Origin of the sequence: Methanosarcina sediminis (genome assembly GCF_052056915.1) — an archaeon.
Taxonomy (GTDB): domain Archaea; phylum Halobacteriota; class Methanosarcinia; order Methanosarcinales; family Methanosarcinaceae; genus MTP4.
Genome location: NZ_CP195119.1, coordinates 179342 through 203319 on the forward strand (window position 1 = coordinate 179342; position 23978 = coordinate 203319).

General features: G+C 47.7%; 21 protein-coding genes and 2 pseudogenes. 11 read left to right on the forward strand and 12 right to left on the reverse strand.

Features of this window, described 5'->3' with window-relative positions; translation table 11 throughout:
• Window positions 1-52: 52 nt before the first annotated feature.
• The 3 genes from ACSAZK_RS00740 to ACSAZK_RS00750 all read left to right on the forward strand — a co-directional run bounded on the left by ACSAZK_RS00740 (window position 53) and on the right by ACSAZK_RS00750 (window position 1961).
• Window positions 53-739, forward strand: coding sequence for a hypothetical protein (locus tag ACSAZK_RS00740; RefSeq protein WP_440955536.1), 687 nt, complete (start codon window positions 53-55; stop codon window positions 737-739).
• Between the two features lie 97 nt (window positions 740-836).
• Complete coding sequence (locus ACSAZK_RS00745; protein ID WP_440955537.1) at window positions 837-1031, forward strand: hypothetical protein; 195 nt, start codon at window positions 837-839, stop codon at window positions 1029-1031.
• A gap of 114 nt (window positions 1032-1145) precedes the next feature.
• Window positions 1146-1961 carry a sulfite exporter TauE/SafE family protein gene (locus tag ACSAZK_RS00750; protein ID WP_440955538.1) on the forward strand — a complete coding sequence of 272 codons (816 nt, stop codon included), beginning with the start codon at window positions 1146-1148 and terminating at the stop codon, window positions 1959-1961.
• Window positions 1962-2039: 78 nt separating this feature from the next.
• On the opposite strand, the gene ACSAZK_RS00755 is transcribed toward ACSAZK_RS00750, so the two are convergent.
• Both ACSAZK_RS00755 and eno read right to left on the reverse strand, forming a co-directional pair.
• Window positions 2040-3209 (reverse strand): ABC transporter permease, encoded by a 1170-nt coding sequence (locus tag ACSAZK_RS00755; RefSeq protein ID WP_440955539.1) that lies wholly within the window; start codon window positions 3207-3209, stop codon window positions 2040-2042.
• Window positions 3210-3490: 281 nt separating this feature from the next.
• Window positions 3491-4777 carry a phosphopyruvate hydratase gene (gene eno, locus ACSAZK_RS00760; protein ID WP_440957069.1) on the reverse strand — a complete coding sequence of 429 codons (1287 nt, stop codon included), beginning with the start codon at window positions 4775-4777 and terminating at the stop codon, window positions 3491-3493.
• Between the two features lie 523 nt (window positions 4778-5300).
• Between eno and ACSAZK_RS00765 the strand changes: the two genes are divergently transcribed.
• Entirely contained in the window at window positions 5301-5690 is a 390-nt protein-coding gene (locus ACSAZK_RS00765; RefSeq protein WP_440955540.1) for a transcriptional regulator, read from the forward strand.
• 70 nt (window positions 5691-5760) lie between these two features.
• On the opposite strand, the gene ACSAZK_RS00770 is transcribed toward ACSAZK_RS00765, so the two are convergent.
• From ACSAZK_RS00770 to ACSAZK_RS00795, 6 genes are all read right to left on the reverse strand, one after another.
• Window positions 5761-6216 (reverse strand): PPC domain-containing DNA-binding protein, encoded by a 456-nt coding sequence (locus ACSAZK_RS00770; protein WP_440955541.1) that lies wholly within the window; start codon window positions 6214-6216, stop codon window positions 5761-5763.
• A gap of 150 nt (window positions 6217-6366) precedes the next feature.
• Window positions 6367-7053: an ABC transporter ATP-binding protein gene (locus ACSAZK_RS00775; RefSeq protein WP_440955542.1), complete on the reverse strand. Its 687-nt coding sequence runs from the start codon at window positions 7051-7053 to the stop codon at window positions 6367-6369.
• Window positions 7054-7285: 232 nt separating this feature from the next.
• Complete coding sequence (locus tag ACSAZK_RS00780; RefSeq protein WP_440955543.1) at window positions 7286-8194, reverse strand: DMT family transporter; 909 nt, start codon at window positions 8192-8194, stop codon at window positions 7286-7288.
• Between the two features lie 63 nt (window positions 8195-8257).
• Complete coding sequence (locus ACSAZK_RS00785; protein ID WP_440955544.1) at window positions 8258-9211, reverse strand: DMT family transporter; 954 nt, start codon at window positions 9209-9211, stop codon at window positions 8258-8260.
• Window positions 9212-9337: 126 nt separating this feature from the next.
• Window positions 9338-11191, reverse strand: coding sequence for an adenosylcobalamin-dependent ribonucleoside-diphosphate reductase (locus tag ACSAZK_RS00790; RefSeq protein ID WP_440955545.1), 1854 nt, complete (start codon window positions 11189-11191; stop codon window positions 9338-9340).
• 316 nt (window positions 11192-11507) lie between these two features.
• A complete protein-coding gene (locus ACSAZK_RS00795; protein ID WP_440955546.1) occupies window positions 11508-11975 on the reverse strand; it encodes a peptidylprolyl isomerase in 468 nt (155 codons plus the stop codon).
• 924 nt (window positions 11976-12899) lie between these two features.
• On the opposite strand from ACSAZK_RS00795, the gene ACSAZK_RS00800 reads away from it, so the two are divergent.
• The 6 genes and pseudogenes from ACSAZK_RS00800 to ACSAZK_RS00825 all read left to right on the forward strand — a co-directional run bounded on the left by ACSAZK_RS00800 (window position 12900) and on the right by ACSAZK_RS00825 (window position 19975).
• Window positions 12900-13457: a hypothetical protein gene (locus ACSAZK_RS00800; protein WP_440955547.1), complete on the forward strand. Its 558-nt coding sequence runs from the start codon at window positions 12900-12902 to the stop codon at window positions 13455-13457.
• A gap of 554 nt (window positions 13458-14011) precedes the next feature.
• Window positions 14012-14164: pseudogene (locus ACSAZK_RS00805) on the forward strand (IS701 family transposase); the annotation flags it as partial.
• Between the two features lie 71 nt (window positions 14165-14235).
• The gene (gene fdhF / locus ACSAZK_RS00810; RefSeq protein WP_440955548.1) at window positions 14236-16335 is read left to right on the forward strand and encodes a formate dehydrogenase subunit alpha; all 2100 of its coding nucleotides are present in this window, start codon (window positions 14236-14238) and stop codon (window positions 16333-16335) included.
• Window positions 16332-17627 (forward strand): Coenzyme F420 hydrogenase/dehydrogenase, beta subunit C-terminal domain, encoded by a 1296-nt coding sequence (locus ACSAZK_RS00815; protein ID WP_440955549.1) that lies wholly within the window; start codon window positions 16332-16334, stop codon window positions 17625-17627. The genes fdhF and ACSAZK_RS00815 overlap by 4 nt, the downstream gene beginning before the upstream one ends.
• Window positions 17628-18267: 640 nt before the next feature.
• Window positions 18268-18486 carry a hypothetical protein gene (locus ACSAZK_RS00820; RefSeq protein ID WP_440955550.1) on the forward strand — a complete coding sequence of 73 codons (219 nt, stop codon included), beginning with the start codon at window positions 18268-18270 and terminating at the stop codon, window positions 18484-18486.
• Between the two features lie 853 nt (window positions 18487-19339).
• Window positions 19340-19975 carry a hypothetical protein gene (locus tag ACSAZK_RS00825; RefSeq protein ID WP_440955551.1) on the forward strand — a complete coding sequence of 212 codons (636 nt, stop codon included), beginning with the start codon at window positions 19340-19342 and terminating at the stop codon, window positions 19973-19975.
• A 46-nt stretch (window positions 19976-20021) separates the two neighbouring features.
• On the opposite strand, the gene ACSAZK_RS00830 is transcribed toward ACSAZK_RS00825, so the two are convergent.
• The 3 genes from ACSAZK_RS00830 to ACSAZK_RS00840 all read right to left on the reverse strand — a co-directional run bounded on the left by ACSAZK_RS00830 (window position 20022) and on the right by ACSAZK_RS00840 (window position 22855).
• A complete protein-coding gene (locus ACSAZK_RS00830) occupies window positions 20022-20879 on the reverse strand; it encodes a nicotianamine synthase family protein (protein WP_440955552.1) in 858 nt (285 codons plus the stop codon).
• A gap of 4 nt (window positions 20880-20883) precedes the next feature.
• Window positions 20884-21777, reverse strand: a complete 894-nt coding sequence (locus tag ACSAZK_RS00835; RefSeq protein WP_440955553.1) for a nicotianamine synthase family protein — start codon at window positions 21775-21777, stop codon at window positions 20884-20886.
• Between the two features lie 313 nt (window positions 21778-22090).
• Complete coding sequence (locus ACSAZK_RS00840) at window positions 22091-22855, reverse strand: class I SAM-dependent methyltransferase (protein ID WP_440955554.1); 765 nt, start codon at window positions 22853-22855, stop codon at window positions 22091-22093.
• A gap of 454 nt (window positions 22856-23309) precedes the next feature.
• Here ACSAZK_RS00840 and ACSAZK_RS00845 point away from each other — a divergent pair.
• Window positions 23310-23477 (forward strand): annotated as a pseudogene (locus tag ACSAZK_RS00845) (M48 metallopeptidase family protein); the annotation flags it as partial.
• A 21-nt stretch (window positions 23478-23498) separates the two neighbouring features.
• Here the strand turns inward: ACSAZK_RS00845 and ACSAZK_RS00850 are convergent.
• Window positions 23499-23963: a hypothetical protein gene (locus ACSAZK_RS00850; RefSeq protein WP_440955555.1), complete on the reverse strand. Its 465-nt coding sequence runs from the start codon at window positions 23961-23963 to the stop codon at window positions 23499-23501.
• Window positions 23964-23978: the final 15 nt, after the last annotated feature.

The window sequence follows — 23978 nt, forward strand, 5'->3', positions numbered from 1 at the left end:
AATTTCTGATAAAATCCTAATGAAATTCTGCTGAAAAACCGGAGAAACATCAATGTCAGATGCCCCCGAATTTACAGACCTTCCTGAATTCGCAAAGCTAAGAGAACTGTTGCAGGCTTTGCTGCCTGAAGAACAGCCCAAAATTAAAGAGCTGGGCGGACAGGAAGAATTACTTTCTTTCGCCCTGCAGACATACGAAAAGCTCCAGGAAAAAGGTTCTCAGACCGGTACGCCAGCCAGTGAACAGGAAGAACTCAAAAATGCACTCATGGAACTAATCCCGGATGAAGCAGGGAAAGCTCCTCTCTACCTGAACTACCCGGAGGCATCTCCTCTCATTTTCGAGTTCTGGGCCGAGGCTGAATCTTACGAAGCCGTCAGCGAACACATCAGAAAAACGCTGTACGGGACTCCTCACAATGCCCCGAAACTTCTCTACTGCTACCGGAATAAAACAGCACCCATACAGGGCCCTGAGGCTCTTCAGGCTCTTCAGGAAAATCCGGAACTGCTCTTCAGGGAAAAGGAATACACAGCCCTTGCAAAGGTTATGAACCCCGAACTTATATACAGGGCGCTTCACCTCAACCGGGCTATCCGGAAGATGAACGTTTTCGGGATCGGAACTCAGGAATCCGTGCAGGAATCCGGGAAAGAGGAGGAAAACGACACAGAAAGCCTTGAAGAAATCGTTTCGGAACGTTTTATGCAGATCCACGAACTCCGGAGAAGTTCTTGAGGAATTCAGCAATTCGGGAAACAGTTCCTGTGAGAGAATTCCCATTTGCCAGAGGAAAGGGGAAATTATTTAACAGTGGCAGGCACTTTGTATCCGCATGGGATACCCTTATAAATACAATTTTTCTGCAAGTACCGGATTTTTCCATATTACCTCAAGCAGTAACGGCATATATTTCAAGTTCGAAGTCGTTGATTTCCACAAACCGATTTCGGATGCGGAAGATACGGAAACCTGTATGCCTGAAGTGTGTTCCCCGGAGGAACAGAATATCCCCGAAAAGAACGATTGATTCCAAACTCGAATTCCAAACTCGAATTCCAAACTCAAAGCCAAACTCAATTCCTGATTTTAATTCCGAATTTAGACCCAAGAACCATAAACCCCGGAAACGTTAATTCTGGAGATGACCCCTATAGATCCCCTCTACCTCATAATCCTCCTTTTCACAGGCGCTTTTACGGGCCTGATCTCGGGCCTCCTGGGTGTGGGTGGGGGTTTTATCATGTCCCCGGTCCAGTTTTGGGTCCTGCAGGTGGAAGGGATTTCTCCTGACCTGGCGATCCGGATCGCTTTTGGGACAAGCCTTTTTGTAATCCTGCCAAATGCCATAAGTGGGGTGTTGAAGCACCAGCGAAACCTGGCCGTGCTCTGGAAGCCTGCTGTCCTGATCGGGATTTTCGGCCTGGCCGCTAGTTTCGGGGGGGCAGCCGTGGCAGCGGTCCTGCCGGCAGAGGTCCTGAGCAAGATTTTTGGGGTAACTATCATCATCGGAGCACTGAAAACGTACAGGACTCCTGCGGTACCCACTGAAGAGCGGGAAGTAAGTTCCAGCGTTCTCCTTTACGCAGGTGCCGGTATTCTCATTGGCTTCTTTTCCGGGCTTGTAGGAATCGGGGGAGGGGTGATAGGTCTTCCTATCATGCTCGTTCTCCTGCACTTCGGGATGCGAGAAGCAATCGGGACCTCGGCTGCCGTAATGATCTTTACGTCCGTGGGAGGGACAATCGGGTACATAATTAACGGTTGGGGACAACCCGGGCTTCCGCCTTACTCCCTGGGCTACGTCAACCTCCTGAACTGGGTCCTGCTGGCAGGGCCGGGGATCCTTGCGGCAAGGAAAGGAGCTCAGATTGCCCATGTTGTCAATCCCGAGTACCTGAAACACCTCTTCGTTGTCCTTATGATTTACATCGGGCTGAAAATGATCGGAGTTGTTTGAAAATAAGGCCAAAAGGCTGAAAGATTTAAGCTGAAAGATTTAGGCTGAAAGGCTTAAGCTAAAAAGGCCACCTGAAGTTCAGGCGCTTTCGATTGCGGTTACAGCGTCGAGTTTTGCAGCTTTTCTGGCAGGGTAAACCCCGGCAATCAGGTTGATCACGAAGGCGAAAATCGCGGCATAGACGAAGTTAAGGGGTTCGACCTCGAGAGGGAGGGTCTGCAGCCCGAAATACATCTCCTGGGGGACCTCGATCTTATAGTTCTGGAGAAAAACGGTTGCCGCATAGCCCAGGACCGTGCCCAGCACCAGGCCAATGGCGCCAAGGAGTGCGGACTGGATAAGGAAAACAATGGTGATGCTCCGCCGGGAGGCTCCCATGGCTTTCAGGATCCCGATCTCCGGGGTCCGCTGGGCTACAACGGTGATCAGGGTATTGGCAATCCCGAAACCAGCAATCCCGTAGATCAGCGCATAGAAGATATATATGAAAGCCTGCTGGGTTTCAAGGAGGTCCAGGATATCGGCGTTCGCCTCGCGCCAGCTTACAGCGTCCAGGCCCGTTTCTTCCTCGATTGAGGCTGCTATTGTCTCTGCCTGGTAGGGGTCTTGCACCCTCACCCCTATGGTGCTCACGACTCCGGGCTCGTTGTAGAAATCCTGCACGGAATCAAGCCTTGCGTAAGCCGTAACCTCATCGGCTGCGGTGCCCGTATGGGTAAGCCCTACCACTTTGAAAGAGCTTGTCTTTGAGTCCGGAAAAACAGCATCTACCCGGTCTCCTACCTTAACTTCGAGGTTTTCCGCAAGTTTGTCCCCGAGTATGATCCCCTGCCTGCTGTGCACAAGGGCAAAAAAATCCCCGTCAATGACGTCCTTGCTTACCCGCATGACCGCATCTTCTGCCAGGGGTTCCACACCCTCAAGGGAAACACCTTCGGCATTGTCCCGGAACTCCAGCGCCGCCTGACCAAGGTACTTGGGGGAAACGGCTACGACACCTTCTTTTTCCATGATTCGTGTGGAAGTATGCCTGTAGAGGTGTATGAACTCCTCTTCCTCATCTGCCGGGGAGATCACTATGTGCGGGTTATTCTCAATGCTCGATTCTACCAGTTCCCCCTGAAAACCCGACATCATAGCCATCATTACCGTAATCACGGCAACGGCAAGGGCAACGGCAATAATTGCAAAGATGGTCTGCCTCCGCCTTGAAAACCCCTGTCTGAATGCGATACCCAGTTCATACATGAAGACAAACTCCCTGCCCCTAAAGGACAAAGTCCCTGGCTCTCCCCGAGAGTCCGGGGATAATTAAGGAAACTGATCATTTAATTTTTGTACCTAACTCTTTGCTTGCGGATTATAAATTAGTTTCTGAGCATGTATTTGTATGAAAAATCAGGACAACACCGAATTGCAATGAATGAACAACGAATGAATTCGGGAACATAAAAGACAAAGAAAAGACAAAGAACAGAATTAGAAAGAAAAAAGAAAGGAAAAAAGGGGAAAAAGGAAAAGATGGGGTGTTAGAGCTGCACGAAGTGTGCGACTTCACCCAGGTCTTCCTCGATCCTGAGGAGCTGGTTGTATTTTGCGGTCCTTTCGCCGCGGGCCGGGGCTCCGGTCTTGATCATCTCGGCTCCGATACCAACAGCAAGGTCCGCGATGGTGGTGTCTTCGGTTTCCGCAGAGCGGTGGCTTACAACCACGGTGTAGCCGTTCCTGGCTGCCATGCTTGCGGCGTCAAAGGCTTCGGAGATGCTTCCGATCTGGTTGACTTTCAGGAGAAGGGCGTTTGCCGCTCCCATGTCCACGCCTCTGGAGAGCCTTTCGATGTTTGTGACAAAGAGGTCGTCGCCCACGATGATCGTGTCCCAGAGTTCACTGGTCAGGGCCTCGAAATCCTCGAAAGATTCCTCGTAGAAGGGGTCTTCGATGGAGAGAATCGGGTAGGTGTTTACAAGTTCGATGTAGTAGTCCATGAGTTCCGGAGCTGCGAGCTTCTTCCCGTCAATCGTGTAGAACTCGTCCGCATAGAACTCGGAAGCAGCGCAATCAAGCCCGATGGTTACTTCGGTTTCGGTGTAGCCTGCTTCCTCGATTGCCTGTACCAGGGCATCAAGGGCTTCCGTGCTCTCGCTCATCCTGGGAGCGTATCCGCCTTCATAGCCCACGTTTGTCGAGGAGCCACCGTATTTCTTTTCCAGGATTTTCCCGAGGGTGTGATAGATCTCGGCGCCTACCTGCATGGCCTCGAAGAAAGTTTCGGCGCCCTTGGGCTGGATCATGAATTCCTGGATTGCAAGGTCGTTACCTGCGTGCTTCCCTCCGTTCAGTACGTTCATGGTAGGGACAGGCAGGGTAAAAGCGTTAGAACCGCCGAAATAGCGGTAGAGAGGCATGTTAAGGGAATCGGCAGCGGCCTTTGCAACAGCCATCGAGACCCCCAGGATCGCATTTGCTCCGAGGTTAGCTTTGTTTTCCGTTTCGTCGAGCTCGATCATCAGCTCATCGATTTCCCGCTGGTTCCGTACATCAAGCCCCAACAGTTCCTTCTGGATAACGGTGTTCACGTTTTTGACAGCGTTAAGTACGCCTTTTCCACCGTACCTGTTCGGGTCTCCGTCCCGCATTTCAAGAGCTTCGTAGGTCCCCGTGGAAGCACCCGAAGGAACAGCTGCCCTTCCGAACCCCTTATCTGTAAACACATCAACTTCGACGGTGGGGTTTCCTCTGGAATCCAGAATCTCCCTAGCGTGTATCTTTTGGATTTTGTACTCTCCAGAACCCTGCTGTAAACCGATATACGACATCATTTCACCCTTTCTAATAACTGACCTAGGTATAGATATATCCTGTTATTTGAAGCTTGACCTTCAACTTAACCGTTGATTTTTAATTTACCCGTAAGAATGCCAAAATGTTATTTAATTTTTTACCGATTAGCGTTGAAAATACCATTGGACTTTATCAAGAATGTCAAGATCTATCGAGGTTTTTTAGTTTATTCCCGGATAATTTCTATCAACGTTCCTGTCAAATAATTTTAGCTATATTTTAACTACATTTTAACTATATTTTAACTATATTACGCAAGTACTTCCTAAAAAGGAGCTTCTAAGTTAGCTGCAGATACATGCATTAAAGGTTTTGGTTCGGGAAAACTCAACACATTTTATTCCAAAGAGGAATTTTCTCGGCTTTTTAGACCGTAACTTTTCATAACCGGATTCAGCAGAAGAGGGTTAAATTTTTTTCAGGGGCAGATTCAATCAAGTTAAAAAAATAATTATATCTACATAAATTATATAAACCTGAAAGTATTATTCATTTGCGATGACTGACGATTCTCCTGTTGTTTTAACCGAAAAAGAGTATACAGTTATTGATATGCTCCAGACCCTAGGCCTCCCGCGAACGGAAGCCACGGCAATCGTATGTCTCAAAGACTGCAGCGAACTAAGGTCGCTTCATATAGAGATTGTTTCCGGGCTCAGGCAGCCGGAAGTAAGCGTAGCCATGCGCCCCCTTAAGGAAAGAGGATGGGTGGATGAAAGATCAGAAAAGAAGAGCAAGGGAAAAGGCAGACCTGTCAAATACTACCAGTTGATTTTACCCTTCCCAAAAATAGTAGAGATGCTCGAAGATGAATTCCTGAAAGACAATAAGGAAAAAATGACTGCCCTCAGAAGACTCAGGGAACTGGAAGTTGTGCTGCAAAATTGAATTGATTAAAATATCAATTGAAAAAATTGATTAAACCGGGTCCTCTTCCGGACAGCGCTTCAGATCTTTTTTATCCCCGGTCATGACTCCTTCCGAAGCTGACCGGCGCAAAGCCCTGCTCCATATCCATGACCCTTTCAGCAGCAATCCCTTCAATTTCTAAGATAAACACTTCAACAACCATAAAAACCTCACTTTCACCCCGGAGACAGCCGAGTTTTACAGAGTCCTCACGACCTGTCCCGGCATGCAGGTGGACCTTTGGCTTCCCCTCCTCAAGGAAGATATCTCCAATCCCGAGAATCTCATGAACGTCATCAAAACCGGACCATGTCGGGATTGGAGGGCGCCTGTTTTCTTTCGGACCCGTCACGAGCTTTCCTTCTTTTAGCGCGCCGAGCAGCACGAATACAGCCGACTCGATCTCTTCGAGTTCCGCAAGTTTAATCAGTTCCAGAATCAGGTCATCCCCGTGATCTATCCTGACGGTAAAGACCCGGCCTATTCTTCCTTTTGCGTATTCCATAAATAACCCTCGACATCTGTCCTTCTTAGCTGATTATCTTAAGTTACTGGCTCTACTTTCAAACACTGCCAGCCTGTACTTTCAAACACTGCTAGCCTGTACTTCCAAACACTGCCAGCCTATACTTTCAAACACTGCTAGCCTGTACTTTCAGTCGCTGCTTATGATCTTCCCGTCTACAAGCCTGATTATCCTGTCGGCTTTTCCGGCCAGGTCCTCGTTGTGCGTTACCACGATGAAGGTCTGGTCATGTTCCCGGTTTAGTTTCCTGAGCAATTCATAAATCATGTCTCCGGTTTTTGTATCCAGGTTCCCGGTGGGTTCGTCCCCGAGCACGATAGCCGGAGAGCCGCTAAGAGCCCTGGCAACTGCAACCCTCTGGTTCTGGCCTCCCGAGAGTTCACCTGGCTTGTGGTCCATCCGGTCTTTCAGGCCAACTTCTGTCAAAAGTTTTTCAGCAACCTCTTTTGCTTCTTTCTTTCCCGTTCCGGCGATCAAAAGCGGCATCATCACATTTTCAAGGGCTGTGAAATCCGGGAGCAGGTGATGGTACTGGAATATAAAACCGAGCATCCGGTTCCGCATTTCGGAACGCTCCTTATCTGACATCTCGGTCACGTCCTGTTCGTCAATCAGAAGGGTCCCGGAACTGGGAGTGTCCAGAAGGCCTATCAGGTGCATCAGGGTACTTTTCCCTGAACCCGAAGGCCCGACAATTGCCACAAATTCCCCTTTTTCTATCCTCAGGCAGGCATCGTCAAGGGCCCGGAACTCTACCCCGTCCTGGTAGATTTTGGTAAGGTTCTTCAGTTCAATGATGGGGGTTTTTTCTGTCATACCGGTCGCTTTTTCTGAAACTTTTATATTGAAATTAGTGGGCTTCTTATGTAAAGAGTTTTTGTATAGGGTTTTGCAGGGCGTGGGAAGAAAAAAGTGAGAGGAAGAAAAGAAGAGAAAGAGAAGGAGGAAGAGGAAGAAGAAGAGGAAGAAGAAGAAACAAAGAGAAAAGAAACAAAGAGAAAAGAAACAAAGAGAGAAGAAACAAAGAGAGAAAAAACAGTAAAAAAGGTCAGGGCAGGAGCTCTTCCAGATTTCCTTCTCCTTCCCTGCTCCTGCCCGCCAGGTAGGCGGCCGTGAGGATAAAGCAGCAACCTATAACCGTGCTTATATAAAGAGGGCTTTTCAGGACCGTGACGTCAAAGAAGATTCCTGAGACCGGTTCGATCAGGGCGAGGATGCTTCCGGTCTGGGCACTTATCCCGGCTATCCCTTTCAGGTAGAGGAGAGCCGCAAGGGTGATGGTTACCCCGAATAGCACCAGGGTCTGCAGGTTTTCAAGGACCAGAGGGAAAGGAGTAGAGGCAATGGAAGGCAGCACCAGGAGCAGGCTTACGCCTGTGAGCCAGAAGGTCTGGGCCATTCCCGAATAGTCGTCTTTGAGGTAGCGGACCGTGATGATCACCGCCCCAAAGGAGAGGCCGGAAAGCATCCCGAATAGCAGGCCCTTGAAAAAACTGCTGTCCGCTCCGAAGTTGCTCAGGACTTCTCCCGGGCGGGCTATCAGCAGCACCCCGGCAACCGCAAGAGCGAGAGGCAGCAGACTTTTACCATTCCTTTTCTCTCCCAGGATAGTGGGGGCCAGCAGGCTAACATATACGGGAGCCGTGTAGAGGAGCAGGATAGCTATGGAAATTCCACTGTACCTGATAGCCGAAAAGAAGCACAAACCGGTCACGGTATTCAAAAAGCCAAGTAGCAGGAGGTATTTTCTGTTTCTCCCGAGGTGGAGTTCTTCCAGGCCCCCGCTCAGGAACAGGTAAAGAAAAAGCATGCAAAGCCCGAAAAAGAGCCTGCAGAAAAGAATGGACCCCACGGACATGTCCTGGATCCGGTCCAGGAAAATCCCGAGCGTACCGTAGATGATGCTGCCGCCTATGACTTCTGACTGGGATTTGAAAGAGCCTGCCCGTGTGAGCATGCCCGTGAATTAATACTGCCTATATATATTATTTTGGAAACTTGTTTTTGGAAAACCGGACATTTATTCTTCCTCAGCCTCGGCCTCGAAAGCCCACCTGTCCCCGAAGAGCCTTCTCTCTCCGAAAATCCATTTTTTCAGGGAATCGAAACTTTCCAGGCTCACCACCAGGGCGGCTGCCAGGATAAAAACGGAGCCTACCAGCATGCCCCTGTGTATCGAGCTTCCCAGGACCGTGTAGTCGAAAAAGATACAGGAAACGGGTTCTACCAGGGTCAGGATACTTCCCGTAACAGCGGTTACACCCGCAACCCCCCTCATGTAGAGTACTGCCGCGGTTGCCGTAATAAGAACCCCGAAGAGTACAAGGGCCTGGAGGTTTGCAACAAGCACTGTCCCGGGCACCTTGACTGCAAACGGGGCCAGGAAGAAAAGGCTGATTATACTCTGCCAGAAGAGCTGGGTCAGGCCGTTATACTCATCTCTGAGGAAGCGGACCGATATGATGACTCCGCTGCTGAAAAGGCCTCCAAGCAGCCCGTAAAGTATACCTTTCAGGTAGTTACCCGAGATATCAAGCTGTTCGAAACCGCCTTCAGGCCTCGTTACATAGAAAACGCCTACCAGGCCCAGGAAAAGAGCGAGAATTGTCCTTCCGGTATTCTTTTCCCCGAGCAGTAGAGGGGCAAGGAAGGTAAGATATATGGGGTCCGTATAAAGGAGCAGGACTGCCGAAGAAGCTCCCAGGTAACGGATTGCGGAATAATAGCAAAACATCTGTGAAACATAAAGGAGCCCCAGGAGAAGGAGGTACTTCTTCCTTTTTTTCAAAGAAAGCTGCCCCAGTTTGCCGGTAATTGAGAGGTAAACGAAAATGGTGATAAGGCCGAACAGCAGCCGGTAGAAAAGAATCGAACTCACGGACATGTCCCGGAGTAATTCCATGAAGATCCCGACTGTACCGTAAATCATGCACGCAGCCAGGAGCTCAAAGTGGTGCTTATACGAGGCGGACATTATAATAAATAGAGTATATTAGTGTATATATAATTTTAGGGGGATAGAGGGTTAACAATAGAAGAAGATTGAGGAAGGTTTCAGGTTTTTTCGGGTTATTCAATTTATTCAGTTTATTCAGTTTATTCAAGCTTTTTCGGGTTTTTTCAGGCTGAGCACCACCCTTTCCCTGCTCCCCGTCCTGTAGATGGTCAGGCCTTTCAGGCCCTGTTTCCAGGCATAGGTAAGGGCTTTTCCGATCTCGTCCCTGCTCGCTTCATAAGGCATGTTGATGGTCTTTGAGATCCCTGCGTGGCAATGGCGCTGGAAGGCTGCCTGCATATCGATATGTGTCTTCCAGCCGATGTCCAGGGCCGACCTGAAGAGCCGCTTTTCTTCCCCGGACACAGGTTTCCCGGACCCGGAGTCAGGCCCCTCAAGGTCCTGCAGGGTGCCGTGAATATAGACGTGCTCGAGGAGCCTTTCATATTCAGCTTTCTGGAGTCTGGGCCTGAAACGGACTTCGAAAATAGGGTGGACAAGCATGAATTCTTTGCCCACCGTCTGCGTCCTCCGGTATACCCAGCTGAATACGGGCTCGATTCCCGCGGAACACCCGGCAAGGAGACTGATGGTGCCAGTGGGGGCAATGGCTGTAAGGGCGGCATTCCTCATAGGGTATTCCCACGTGGATATTTCCCATTCGGGAAAAGGCCCTTTTTTCTCCGCAAGCTTTCTTGATTCGAGAACTGCGGCTTCGTCTATGCAGGTCATGAGTTTTTCCGCAAGTTTCAGGGCTTCGACGGAATCGTAGGGGATCTCCAGCTTCAAAAGCAGGTCATGAAAACCCATCACCCCGAGCCCCACCTTCCGGGTCCTTTTCGTGTTTTTCTCGATTTCCGGGACCGGATAGACATTTACATCGATCTCGTTATCCAGGAAACGGACTGCTGCAGCTGTGACTTCCCTGAGGTAAGCCAGGTCAACCATCCCGGCTGCTGCGAAGAGGGAGAGGTTGATGCTGCCCAGGTTGCAGGACTCGTAGGGAAGGAGCGGCTCTTCCCCACAGGGGTTTGTTCCGGTGATCCTTCCCAGTTCCGGGGTGAAGTTGTCCTTATTTATACGGTCATAAAAAAGGACGCCCGGCTCCCCGTTTTTCCAGATCCCGTCTACGATCTCGGAATAGATTTCCCCTGTCTTCACACCTGTCCTTTCATTCCAGACCTCTTCTGTCCGGCCTGCCTCAATTAGCTCCATAAAGGTATCCGGGATCATTACCGAGAGGTTGAAATTGCTAAAGTCCCCTTCCACCCGCTTGGCCCTGATGAAGGAGATAACATCGTCGTGGGACACGTCCAGGATCCCCATATTAGCCCCCCTGCGCCGCCCGAACTGTTTTATCACGTCCGTTGCCGCGTTGAAGAGCCCCATGAAAGAAAGTGGGCCGCTGGCAACCCCGTCAGTGCAGAGGGCAGGTGAACCCTTTGGCCGTATATTTGAAAAGTTAAACCCGGTACCTCCCCCGGTCTTCTGGATTAGGGCCGCGGTTTTGATCGCTTCGAAAATATCCTCTACACTGTCCTCCACAGGGACCACGAAACAGGCGGCAAGCTGCCCGAGCTCGGTGCCCGCATTCATGAGAGTGGGCGAACTTGGGAGAAAGATTTTCCGGACCATCAGTTCCCTGAATTCCCGGTATTCTTCCTCATTTGTTGCAATTGCCCTTGAAACCCTCTCGCAGATATCTTCCCAGCTTTTTTCCCCTTCCCGCAAATACCTGGCTTTAAGGATCTCATCAACCAGGAAATCCCATCCTTCCGCTTTTTCCCGCATCCGAAGTCTCTTTCCCGCTAAATTAAACGGCAACTGCCGCAGGTTTCGAATTTCCAGCAAAAATAAGGTTTGGTCGTAGTTCTGGAACATTAATTGTTCAGCGTATTGCTGTCCGCTGTAGATTTTAATCCAGCGTATAGTTGTATATTCTTCGGGATTTTTTATCATTGTAACCGAACATCTGTTCAGAATCTTTGTTGAGAATTGTATTTACTGATTGGGCATTTTGGGATAATTCTCTAAAAAACATAACAAGGAGCTTTTTGGAAGCAATTGGAATCCCGGGCTCTCACCGGTCGTCGTAGACGACCGGCTTTTACAAAAATTTGTAATTAGAAGGAAATTGAGAAGTAAAGCTGGTTACGAAAATTGAAAAGTAAGGCTGATGACGAAAGCTAAAAACGAAAATTGATGACAACAGTTAAAAACGGAAACTGAAGATGTAAATTGAATAAAAAGAAAAGGAAAAGTAAAAAACCGGGGCTCAAACGAGCTCGGCTTTTTCGATCTTCACTTCTTTCGTAGGGCGGTCGTTGCGGCCGGTCTTCACTTTCCCAATCTTATCGACTACATCCATGCCTTCGACGACCTTCCCGAAAACCGGGTGTCCTCTGTTCAGGTGGTTGTTGTCAACCAGGTTGATGAAAAACTGGCTGCCTCCGGTGTTGGGGCCTGCATTTGCCATGGAGATGGTGCCCCTGTCATTCCGGTTGTTTTTGGTGAACTCGTCCGGAATTTCATATCCCGGGCCGCCCATGCCCGTGCCTGTGGGGTCTCCGCCCTGGAGCATGAAACCGTCAATGACGCGGTGGAAGATAATGCCGTCGTAGAAGCCCTCACTTACGAGCTTTGCGAAGTTCCCTGCGGTAATCGGCATGTCTCCGTACAGTTCGATTGTGATGTCACCCATGTTGGTGTGCAAAATTGCTTTTTTTCCCTTCCATACAACCATTTTAATACCTCTGTATAACTTTATATTCCATGTTTTGTTTTTGTGTTTACTTTTGTTTTTTGTGCGTTGTATGCATATCTTACATGTAAATCCTTCGCCAGCCGAGTTGCGGCTCGGCAGTACGCTGTCCGTTTCGCTACGCTGCGCTTCGCTCAAGCGGACTAATTATGTTTGTTTATAATGAGCTGTGTTTTGGCAGAAGGTTACCTGTGTCGGGTTTTGGCTCCGTTGCAAAAAAATATTGAGGGAAAATCAGTAGTTTTTTTTTAAAAAAGATATATTATATAAAGTTTTTACTTTTTCAAGAAGTATAGTTGAGTACTTTTCAATTCCACTTTCAAAAATGCGCTCGGAAAGCCATAAGATTCCATTTTTTGGATTTCAGCTTTCTGTATCCGAGCTGTGAAAACTTATCCATTGGTCGTCTAGTCAGGGCATTTTTGCTATTTTGGTTCGAGAAGTAAGTTGTCATAAATTTATTCATGTGTTTAATTCCTGACTCCCCGCAGTTCCTGTTGGAGTCGAATTTCCAAATTAAGGGGAAGTGATATTGTTGTATCTGAAAGGAGTTGCCCTGGTATTATTTGTACCGCAGATTAATAATTTTTAATATGAATATAGACAATTTAAACTTTTTTATTGAACTTGTAATATATATTATAATTGAATGCAGGTTCTTCTTCTTTTTAAAATTATTGATTATTTAGACATTGAAACCTACTCATATTTGGAAGTATGTTAGGGAGAAAGTGGTGTTTATAATGAGGATTATGCCTCATGAGGAGGCTGTTGGAAACCAGACTTATATAAAAAATTTGTATAAATCCTCAACTTCATATAATATTTTTTCTGATTTTAATATAGCAAATAAATTGCAAATTAATTGCAAATGAATTTTCAAAAATAGTGGTGGGGGCCGCTTGTATGGACATATTTAAGGCATTTTGCCTGTGTATAATTGCAGGAATCATAGCAACAGCAATCGCGTTTCCGGCTTCAGCAGAGATTATTTCAGAATACGAAAATGGAACCGATGAAGAAATAAATGTATCAAATGTATCAGATGTCGCACCTGAAATCAATTTAACGGAAATCCTTGACCCGGGCATGGACCTGAATTTCCGTTTCCTGACCTCAATGCTGGAACTGCTTGACCTGAACCTCAGGCTCATAGACGGGACCCTGGAGTCCCGGGTTTCCGAGTATCCTTTCCTTGCACCTACTCTTGAAGGGACCAACTCGGGTATCACCGCGGTTGATTCTATTCTCGTTGTCATGGGCTCGGGACCCCCGGGTGTTAATGAAACAAATGTCAGTACGGATTCCATCAACGAGAGCTTTGTACGGATAAACGACAGCCTCGAATCCCCCCATTCCATGGTCGAACATGCCAATTCAACCCTGGGAGAACCAAACGCCACCACCCCGATGATCCTTGAGATGTTTGAAAGCATAAAGGGGATGCTGGCGGTTTTCGGGTGAAAGGATATTAGCCCCCAATAGCTTACTGAGTTACTATTCAAAGGTTAGAGAACCGTTTAGCTTCACCGTACTTCGCTCAAATGGAATTAATAATCCAAATCTTATTTTTTATTAGTTACGGGATGCCTCCGTAAACTTAGCCAAAGCAACCTAATCCTTCTTCAAAGGCTGGGGGAGTTTTTTACTTTTACTAAAGGTATGGCTGAATAGTTATGAAGGATTAATCAATATTTCATGCTTAACGGCTCATCAGATCCATCAGTTTATGGGGAGTAGGACTTACGCACTTGAAAGGCCAAAAACTTCATATTCTTTGAAATATACTAACGACAATAGTAATAAGTGGAGACATATAAAAAACCATAATTGGAGAAAACCATAATTGAAGTTATGGTATAAATCCATCCAAGTGTATTGACATTGATTACATTGATTTTCTCATTGTGGCATCTAACGTTTATAGCTGTACTGAAGCCGCCAGATTTTCTCATTCTGTAGATGATGCTTCTACCCATAACTCCTTTACTTGCCTACTTCAAAGGCAACCTCCAGACACGAGAGCACATATAATGTTCTCATTAAGAGCTTTTCTCAGACTGGAATTACAAAGAATCAAAACGGGTATATCCTCGTTTGAAAGCAAAACAAAAATTATCAGAGAAGCAGTGACAGCATATTTAAATGACCCTCTATACACATCAAATTAATTTATGTAGGTACGAGGTTGTTAAAAACGGTATGTTGAGGGCCAAATGCGTAACTTATAGGACGGAAAAACATGGAATTGAAATACGTGCCCACAACCTGTCCCTACTGTGGAACAGGGTGTGGCTTTAACCTTGTGGTAATAGATGGAAGGGCTGCAGGCATCGAGCCCCGGCAACGGGCTCCTGTTAATTCAGGGAAGCTTTGCCAGAAGGGCAGGTATGCCCACGAGTTCATCCACAGCAAGGACCGGCTTGTAAAGCCGCTGGTCAGGAAAAACGGGCAGCTTGTGGAGGCGACCTGGGAAGAAGCTTTGAATCTGGTTGCAGGAAAATTCATTACTTTTCACCCTGAGGAAATTGCCTGCCTCTCTTCGGCAAAGACCTCAAACGAGGACAACTACCTTATGCAGAAATTTGCCCGGGTTGTCCTTAAAACTTCCAACGTCGACCACTGTGCAAGACTCTGCCACTCCTCTACAGTCGCTGGCCTTGTTGCAGTTTTCGGTTCTGGAGCCATGACGAATTCAATTGCGGACCTGGAAGAGTCTAAATGCATCTTCATTATCGGGAGCAATACCTTCGAGCAGCACCCCCTTATAGGCAGGAGGGTAATGCTTGCAAAGAAGAAGGGAGCTAAAATAATCTATGCGGACCCCCGCTTTACACCCACGGCAAAACAGGCGGACCTCTACCTTTCCATGTACTCGGGAACAGATGTGGCTCTCCTGAACGGGCTAATGCACCACATCATAGAAAACGGCTGGGAAGATTCGGCATTTATCGCGAAAAGGACAAAAGATTTTGAAGCAATGAAAACCGTTGTCATGCAGGAGGCCTATTCCCTGCCGAATGTTTCAAAAATCACAGGAGTGCCTGAGGAAGACTTAAAAACCGCAGCTAAGTGGATCGCCCACTCAAAGCCTTCTGCACTTCTCTACTCTATGGGCATCACCCAGCATACGGTGGGGGTAGACAACGTGAAGTCCACTGCAAACCTGATGCTGCTGACCGGAAACCTTGGCATTCCCGGAGGAGGGGTCAACCCTCTGCGGGGGCAGAACAACGTACAGGGCGCCTGCGACATGGGTTGCCTGCCGGACGTATATCCCGGGTACGGGAAAGTCTCAGATCCTGAAATCCGCAGGAAGATTGAATCTATCTGGGGAGCCGGAGAACTTCCTGAAAAAGCGGGAGTCACGGTCACAGAGCTGATGGAAGAGCTTGCTGAAGGGACATCGCCGGTCAGGTGCATGTACGTTATAGGAGAAAATTTCATGCTCTCGGATCCGGATCTGAACAGGATCAGAAAAGCCCCGGAACACCTGGACTTCCTGGTCGTACAGGACATTTTCCTGACCGAGACCGCAAAGTTTGCTGACGTCGTCCTGCCTGCAGCCTGTTATGCAGAAAAAAACGGGACTCAGACCAGCGCCGAGCGCCGTGTCCAGCGGCTCAGAAAAGCCCTTGACCCGCCGGGAGAAGCTAAAGCAGACTGGCGCATTATCTGCGAACTTGCCGGGCGTATGGGGTACAGGCCGCAGTTTTGCTACCTTAACGAAGCTGAGGTTTTTGAGGAGATTGCAAAGGTTGTTCCCCAGTATGGGGGTATGAGCTACGCGCGCCTCGAAAACCCTGACTCTCTCCAGTGGCCCTGCCCGGACAAGTCCCATCCGGGGACACCCATCCTGCATACCGAAAAATTTGCCACCCCGGACGGACTGGGGGAGTTTTCCGCCGTAGAATGGAAGCCTCCTGCCGAAGTCCCGGATGCGGAATATCCCCTTATCCTTACCACAGGGAGGAATATCTGGCACTGGCACACCGGAACCATGACACGCAGGTCCGAAACCCTGGACTCCGAAGTCAGGACCGGCTGGGTGGAGCTTCACCCGAAGGATGCGGAAAAACTTGGAGTAAGTAACCGGGAAAAAGTCCGCGTACTTTCCCGGAGGGGGAAAATCGAAATCCCTGTAATGGTTACGGAAGACATAAAACCCGGGGTTGTTTTTATCCCCTTCCATTTCAAGGAATGTGCGGCCAACCTGCTGACCAGCGGAGCCCTTGACCCCGTGGCAAAGATCCCGGAGTACAAGGCCTGTGCGGCCAGGATCGAGAAAATAGAGCCAGTAGAGCATGCTGATCTGGTAGAACCAATGGAGGGAATACTTTGAAAACTTTGAAAGGAGACATGTTTTATGTCCGGACCTGCGACCCGGAGTTCCTGGAAAAAGGCGAATCAGGGGGTGCGGTATCAGCCCTTTTGAAGTTCGCCCTGGAAAGCGGAAGCGTGGACGCAGTACTTGGGGTCAGGAAAGGTGCAGACCTCTACGAAGCTGTTCCGGTGCTGATCACAGACCCGGAGGAAATTTTGGAAATATTGGGTTCCCTGCACTGCGGGACTCTTCTTCTCTCCAGGCTTTTCAGCAGTTACCTGGTTGGGGCAAAGGACATGAGGGTTGCAGTTGCCCTGAAAGGCTGCGATGTAATGGGGCTTTACGAGCTTGCAAAGCGGGGAGAGGTAAGGCTAGAAAATATCCTCATGCTGGGGCTGAACTGCGGAGGCTCAATCAGTCCGGAAATGGCAAGGAAAATGGCTGTAGAAAAGTTTGGAGTGGACCCCGATTCGGTTGAAAAGGAAAGGATTTCAAAGGGTAAGTTCATCTTCAGGACTCCTGACGGGGAATTTTCGGTGCCCATGGACGAACTTGAGGAGGAGGGCTATGGGCGCAGGAGCAACTGCAGGCGCTGCAAGCTGAAAATCCCACGACAGGCCGACCTTGCCTGTGGGGAATGGGGCGTTATTGGCACGGAAGCAACTTTTGTTGAGGTTTGCAGCGCAAAGGGTGCAGAGTTGCTTGAAAAAGCTGAAGCCTCAGGAGCTATCGAGGCTTTTTCACCCGTTCCGAAAGGGCTGGAGATCCGGGGTAAAATAGAGCAGTCGATGCTGAACCTGGCAGAGGAATGGAGGGAAAAAGACTTCCGTGCTCTGGGAGAAGGAAAAGCCGGTTTTAAGCAGCTGATTGATGAGACTTCCCGCTGCATCAAGTGCTACGCCTGCATTGAAGTCTGTCCTGCCCTCCCCTATGCAAAACCATCCGATTTTAAATTAGACGGTTCCGGAAAGGTGCCCCCTGCTTTTGCGTTCCATGCGCTTCGCTGTTCCCTTGTTGCTGATTCCTGCATCAACTGCGGGCAGTGTGAGGAACTATGTCCCATGGATATCCCGAATGCGCTTTTTATGCATTCTTTTGCGGTGAAACTTCAGGAAATCTACGGGTACAGGGCAGGGGAAGAACCCTCCCTTCCAACGGTTGCACCTCTGGAAGCTTTCTTTCACGAAAAGGAACAGAATAAATCCGGCAAAAGGGGAGATGAGGGACTCTGCAGGGACCTCTTCTGCGTCCCGGACCTAGCTCACAAGATAAGCCGCTGTCAGGATGAACAAAAAGCCCAGAAAAGTTGAGATATAGAGAGGGCTTCTCAGGACTGTGTGATCAAAAAATATACGGGTTTCGGGGAAATCGGACCTGAGAAAAACCCTGGTAAAAGATTAGAATTTAGATCATAATGATTATAATCCGTATCTTTTACCCCAATATAACCTCTGAAACCGGGTAAAAATATGGGAAGGGAATAGAGGAAAAACCAGAGCGACCGGAATACTGTATTTCACCGTTCATTTCCCGCGCCTTAGCGCGGCTTTTCCCCGACCGCTGTTTTGAGGAAATGTAAGATGGAAAAATCCGTACCTAAAAATCCGTACCTAAAAATCCGTACCTGAAAAGCAATCCAGCCCTTAAAAAACAAGTGGGCCAACTGCTCAAAAACAAACCAGGTCAGGTTCAACTGGCGGGTAGTTCCACCCACTTTCCCGAATTACTGTTTACGTAACTTTTTATGAGCTCGATTTTGGCAGCAACTTCCCTATCTTCCATCACATTTTTCTCCCGGCTATTTTGGTATTTTGATTCAACCACCTTCATTTTTATTACTAAGGGAGCGCGGAGGGTCACGAATACCCCGACCTTCACAGGGTTTCCGAGTGTCCGTTTCTTGCTCCCACCCTTGAAGGTAGCGCTTCAGGCGTTGCGGCGGTTGATTCGATGCTTGTGGTTATGGGCTCGGGACCCCAGGGTGTAAATGAGACAAATGTCAGCACGGATTCCATTAACGAAAGCTTTGAAAGGATAAACAAGAGCCTGGAATCCCCGGATTCAATGATGGAGCATGCCAACTCAACTCTGGGAGAAGCGAACGCCACCACCCCGCTTATCCTCGAGATGTTTGAAAGCATAAAGGGGATGATTTCGCTCTTCGGGTAAAGGTTCGGTTTAAGTCCCGGACGTAAATACTTACACTTGTATATAACCACAGAAGACACGGAAAGCACGGAATGATTGTGTCCCTATTTCCTTTATTCCGTGTTTTCCGTGCTTTCAGTGGTTTAACTTTCACTTGAGATCGGTGAAAAAATTTGGGTCATTGACTATAGTTTAGTCATTTCAATTTCACTCTCAATTTGCCAGTTTCACCAGTGTCTTAGTTTTCTTAATGTGTCGGTCCATGTATAAGTCCTACCCGCATGTGCGGGGCATGTTGAACATTAAATTTCGGGAACAAAAAATTGATGAACTTCTGGGCATATTGGTAGTCAAACGTGCCCGCAACTTTGTACGCTGTTGTTTTTACGGAAAATCTTGAATAAGCACAATTTACTTGCCAGAAATAACCGAACGTTTCCATTTTTAAAACAGTATAATAATTATTCTTATTCTATCCGTCAGATAAAATTAACTATTTTTTTCAACACTCGATTTTTATACTTTTATTTGCCGTCAAAATTTTCAGCGCAATTCCGGCATCTAAGCCCGAAATTCCCGGAAAAATAAACGAAAACCCCCCAAAATCCGTCTTTTTTTCAGTGTTCAAATCTTTCCAAATATAATAAATCCACCCATAAAAATCGGATATTTATAGCAGCTCCATCTGATTTTTTAGTGAGGATCGGTTCACGCAGGTCCTTGTGGTATAGAAGGTACAGGTGGTGCTGAACTGAAGAATTACCGGAGGCTTTACATCTGGGGGATATTTCTGGGAGCTTTTATCGCAGCCGGGGCACTCCTGGCTTCATCGGGAGAGATTTCGCTGGCCGATACGAGCGTCACGGATGCTTCCGTGACACTGACTTCCGCAGAACAGAACGCAGCAGAGTCCTATTCAACCGAAACGGATCCTGTTGGAACAAACCCTATTGGAACAAATCCTGTTGAAGCGGATTCCGAGGGAACAGATTCAGATGAAAAAAATTCCGCAGAGCTGAATTCAACGGAAAACGAAGAAGTCCCCGTCGAAGGGGCTGTCAATTTCATGGTCTCGATGCTCGAAATGGCGGAACTGAACACGAGGCTGATAAATGCCACCCTGAGCTCAAGGGTTTCGGACTACCCATTCCTCGCCACGACCATCGAAGGCACGAGTGAGGGGGTAGAATACATGGACTCGGTACTTACGTACCTGGGCTCGGAGCAGCAGATCATGGATGAAAACAATTTCACGGATGAGGCATTTACTGACGCATTACTCGCAAATGAATCCTACAATGAATCTATCAAAGAATCGTTCAATGATTCCATCAATGATTCCATCGTTGAAACCATAAGTGCAAGCCTGGAACTGCTGAACGAAAGCATCGAACCTCCACAGCAGATGATGGATAATGCAAACTCGACGCTGGGGGCGGAAGAGGAAACAACGGAGCTGATAGGTTCAATATACGAGTCAGTGAAACTTATGGTGTCGACGGCGGAATGATTTTTTATTTTTTTCAAACAGAAAGCAAGCAATATATCCCCAAAAGTCAGTTCCTTTTAAGGAACACAACCGTATTATTCACGGGTGGCTCTGGTGAAACCCTCAGATACTCTTCAAACCCTGCCAGAATTTTGGGTGGGAAACTGTTGTCCAGGACTTTCCTGAGGCCCTTTTCATAGATGCGAAACGAAACCCTGCAATCCTTTGGCAGGACTTTTGCCAGGTGTCCGAAGATCTCCTCTTTCGGTTCGGCCTGGGCCGCCACCATGACAAGGTCCGTAGGCTTTTTGAAGGGGAGGGAAAAATGGTTTCCTGAAATAATTTCTATGCTATCGGAAAGCCCGAGGCATTCGATCACCTTTCTTGAAAGAGCCGCCCTTGCCTCATCCTGCTCGATCCCTATGCCGGAGAGGGCATACTCCCTGCAGAGGACGATAAGGCTCAAAGGGAGGGGACCGCTTCCGAGAAAAAGAACACAATCACCGGGTTTCAGGCCGGAACCTTCGTATTCGGTTTTCGCAAGCTGCAGGTAATTTTCATAGAAGGTAAAATTTATGATTGTTTCCCAGGGAGCGGGGCTTGCAAGGAGTTTTTCTGCCTGCTCGGTTTCAAGTTTCAAATTGTATAAGAAGCGAAAACGGGAAATAGAGTCAAGTACCGGAGCAAATTTCGGGGTTTTGAGAAAACTGTCCGCCAGAACTTCCTCAGCTTCAAGGGCTGCCAGCCTGTCCAGCCTCTTAAATATGCCTTCCAGGCGGCCTGAGGGATCAAGGAGGATTTCTTTGGCCTCAAGCCCCCCTACCAGCGAATGAATACTTTTCAGTTCCTTATTTAGTTCCGAAAATACGTCTGCCTCAGGCCCGGCGGGACTCATGGAACCCACAAGGGGACTTATGGAACCCATAAGATTACTCACACTCCAGGAATACCAGAGTATTGTTGACCTGCCTTTCAGCCTGAATACTCATTGTTTTTTTAAACCCTGTAAGGTACTCTTCCCTTACGGGCCAGTAGAGGAGCTGTCTCATGCCGGTGTAGTCCCTGTAGCAGATGGAAGCGGGTTTTTCCAGGCCCTTTTTCTCCCTGGCCTTCAACATGGAGTGGAGGTTTTTGAAGATACGCTGTTTCGGCCAGGCCAGGCCTGCCATCATTACGGAGTCCCACTCAAGCCTGGAGAGGGCAGATTCATCCCCGCAGATTATTCGGATTTTGTCTTCAAGCCCGAAGTGTTTCACACAGCGAGTTGCAAAAGCTACAGCTTCCGGGTCAGAATCGATCCCTATGCAGTGGATGCCGTAGAGCCTGCCAAGGAGCAGAAGCGATATCGGGAGAGGACCGCAGCCAAGGAAAGCAAGGGTGGAAACTTTGGGGCAGCTGCGAACATAGTCCCTGATCATGGACTCATACCTTGGGTAGAGGGAAAAGGTCTCCAGAGCCCCCCAGGGGTTCTCACAGCCCAGGATTTCTTCTGTAAGCTGCCGCTCATGCAGGCTGAAAAAATTACTGTACCTGGAATAGATATCAGGAAGCAGGGAGTGGACCTTAGGGTCATTGAAAATGTACTGGCAAAGTTCCTCATCGAGATCCAGATGTCCGAGGGCGTCCAGCTCTGAAAATAGGCCAAAAAGCTGGCCAGAGCTTAAAGCTGCCATTTTCCCGCCATCAAGGCCTCTTATTTTTTCATGAAACTGGATGATTTGTTTCCTGATGCTGTCTAACTGCTGGCTTTGCCGCTGTAGGGGCCGGGAAAAAACGTAAGGCCAGGAATAGCCATTAATCTCGATATTCTTCATATTATTCATAGGGCTGGGGTTCCCCCGAAGAGGTAGTTATTAAAATTTTTACACACATCGGTTTCAACCTTTTTTTAAAAGAAACAGATTCTTGTTTTTTTGAGTGATTATATAAGTTTATCTATATTTTCGGGATCAGGTAAACTCATCAATAAACGGTGCCGAAAATCGAGGTTATTATATTAAAATATGGGATAAGTAGTATGATATATTTTAACAAAAATAAGAAAAAAGAAAAAAATCCAATTGTAAAAGAGTTGAATCCAGAGTTGCGGCAATTTCTAGCAATACCCTGTAGAAATATCGAGACTGTTTAAGCACGTCAGGATTTTTCCACCTTTTTTGTCCCGGAGATCAGGAAGATCGGGTAATCCCTGAAAACCCTCTGGAGGAAGGAAAGCCTGGAATCCTCAAAGCGCCGGATCCCGAGCAGGGGATCGGCTTCTACTTCCGTAAGCCCGGAACTCATGAAAAGCTCGGAAACGTTTTCCGGGTTTATATCCCTGTAAAGGGGCAAAAAGGGCCTGATCGGGGTATAACATTCTTGAAAAAACGAGGGACACCTGTCCTTTTTCACGACTTTTCTAAAAGAGCTCTTGAGAAAACGCTTGAGCCCTGGCAGCAGGCCCGGATCAAACCAGTTCCCGTCAATGGCATAGATCTGTCCCCCGGGTTTCAAGACTCGTTTCCACTCCTCCAGGGCCCTGGGAGGTTCGGGGAGAGTCCAGAGCAGGTACTTGTTTACCACGAGGTCAAAGGAATTGTCCTCGAAGGGGAGGTTTTCTGCGTCCCCCAGGGAAAAATTAACGTCTGCCCCGAGTTCCCGGGCATTGGACCTGGCCTTTTCAAGCATGCCTGTCGAGATGTCAACCCCGCTGACCTCATGCCCCATTTCCGTAAAAAGCAGGGCAAGAAAGCCTGCACCGGTACCCACATCCAGGACCCTCAGGCGCTTTCCCGGAGGCAAAGCATCCGAAAGAATCCGCTTCCAGGCATCCCGTTCTTCTTCACAAAAACCGGAAATCCCGTTAGTGTAAGAAGCCGACCTGAAATTCCAGTAATCTACCACAACATTCTTGATATCCATAATGTATCCCCATGAAAGATTTTCAGAGGAAGGCCTGTCCAGGCCCGCCTACAAACTCGTTTTTAATGGCTCCACTTTTTTCGAATGACCATCATTTAGTTTTAGATTCCTCAAGGATTGACATACAAATTGGAAAATAATTATAACTAGGGGTATAAAAAGATATGTGTAATACATATTAGGTATGATAAATAATTATAAAAATAATATTTGTGGGAGAATTCTGAAAAAAAATGCCAGAACAACCGGAATGCCGTATTCCACCGTTCATGTCCCGCGCTTTAGCGCGGCTTTTCCCTGACCACTGCTTTTAAGGAAGTGGAAGGCGGAGAAATCCATAGCGGAAAACAATTTACACCTGAAAAATAGCAATGCCTGAAAAACAAGTGGACCAACTGCTCAAAAACAAACAAGGTTAGGTTCAACTGGCGGGTCATAATGGCAATGGCGGGTAGTTATGGCTAAAATGTCCATAATCGATTACGTCATTGTCCACGAACTCTGCCACATGAAGCATAAAAACCACTCAAAGGCTTTCTGGAAGGAGGTGCAGAAGGTCCTGCCGGATTATGAGGAAAGGAAAGAATGGTTAAGGGTGTATGGGGATTTGCTGAAGATATAAGATTTAGGAGCTTAACCGGAATCAAACCCCCGTTAATTTTACTCCCTGAACCTTTCTACCCATTACAGGAACTATATGTTTGAATTCTGCAATACCCGCTAAAACGAGCAAATCTGCAATATGGGGTGCAGTTTTTGTATCAGAACTTCGGTTATATATTTTCTTTGCTATTTTTATTAGATGGCTTTCAAGAGAAATCCCGGGATAGTTTTCCGAAATTCTGGCACCAATCTTTACAGGCCCTTTGCTCGCATCAAGAAATATTACTGCTTCTTTGAATCTCCAAATCTCGATGTATAATGGATTGCCAGATTCAAGCTTAAAGAGAATTTTGTCGCCAGGAGTTTTTTGAAAAAGCTGGTATTTTTGTCTTTTGTTTTCGCCAAAGGCTTTATTCCGTGGAGACTCCACCCACTTTCCCGAATTACTGTTTACGTAACTTTTTATGAGCTCGATTTTGTCAGAAACTTCCCTATTTTTCATCATATTTTACTCCCGGCT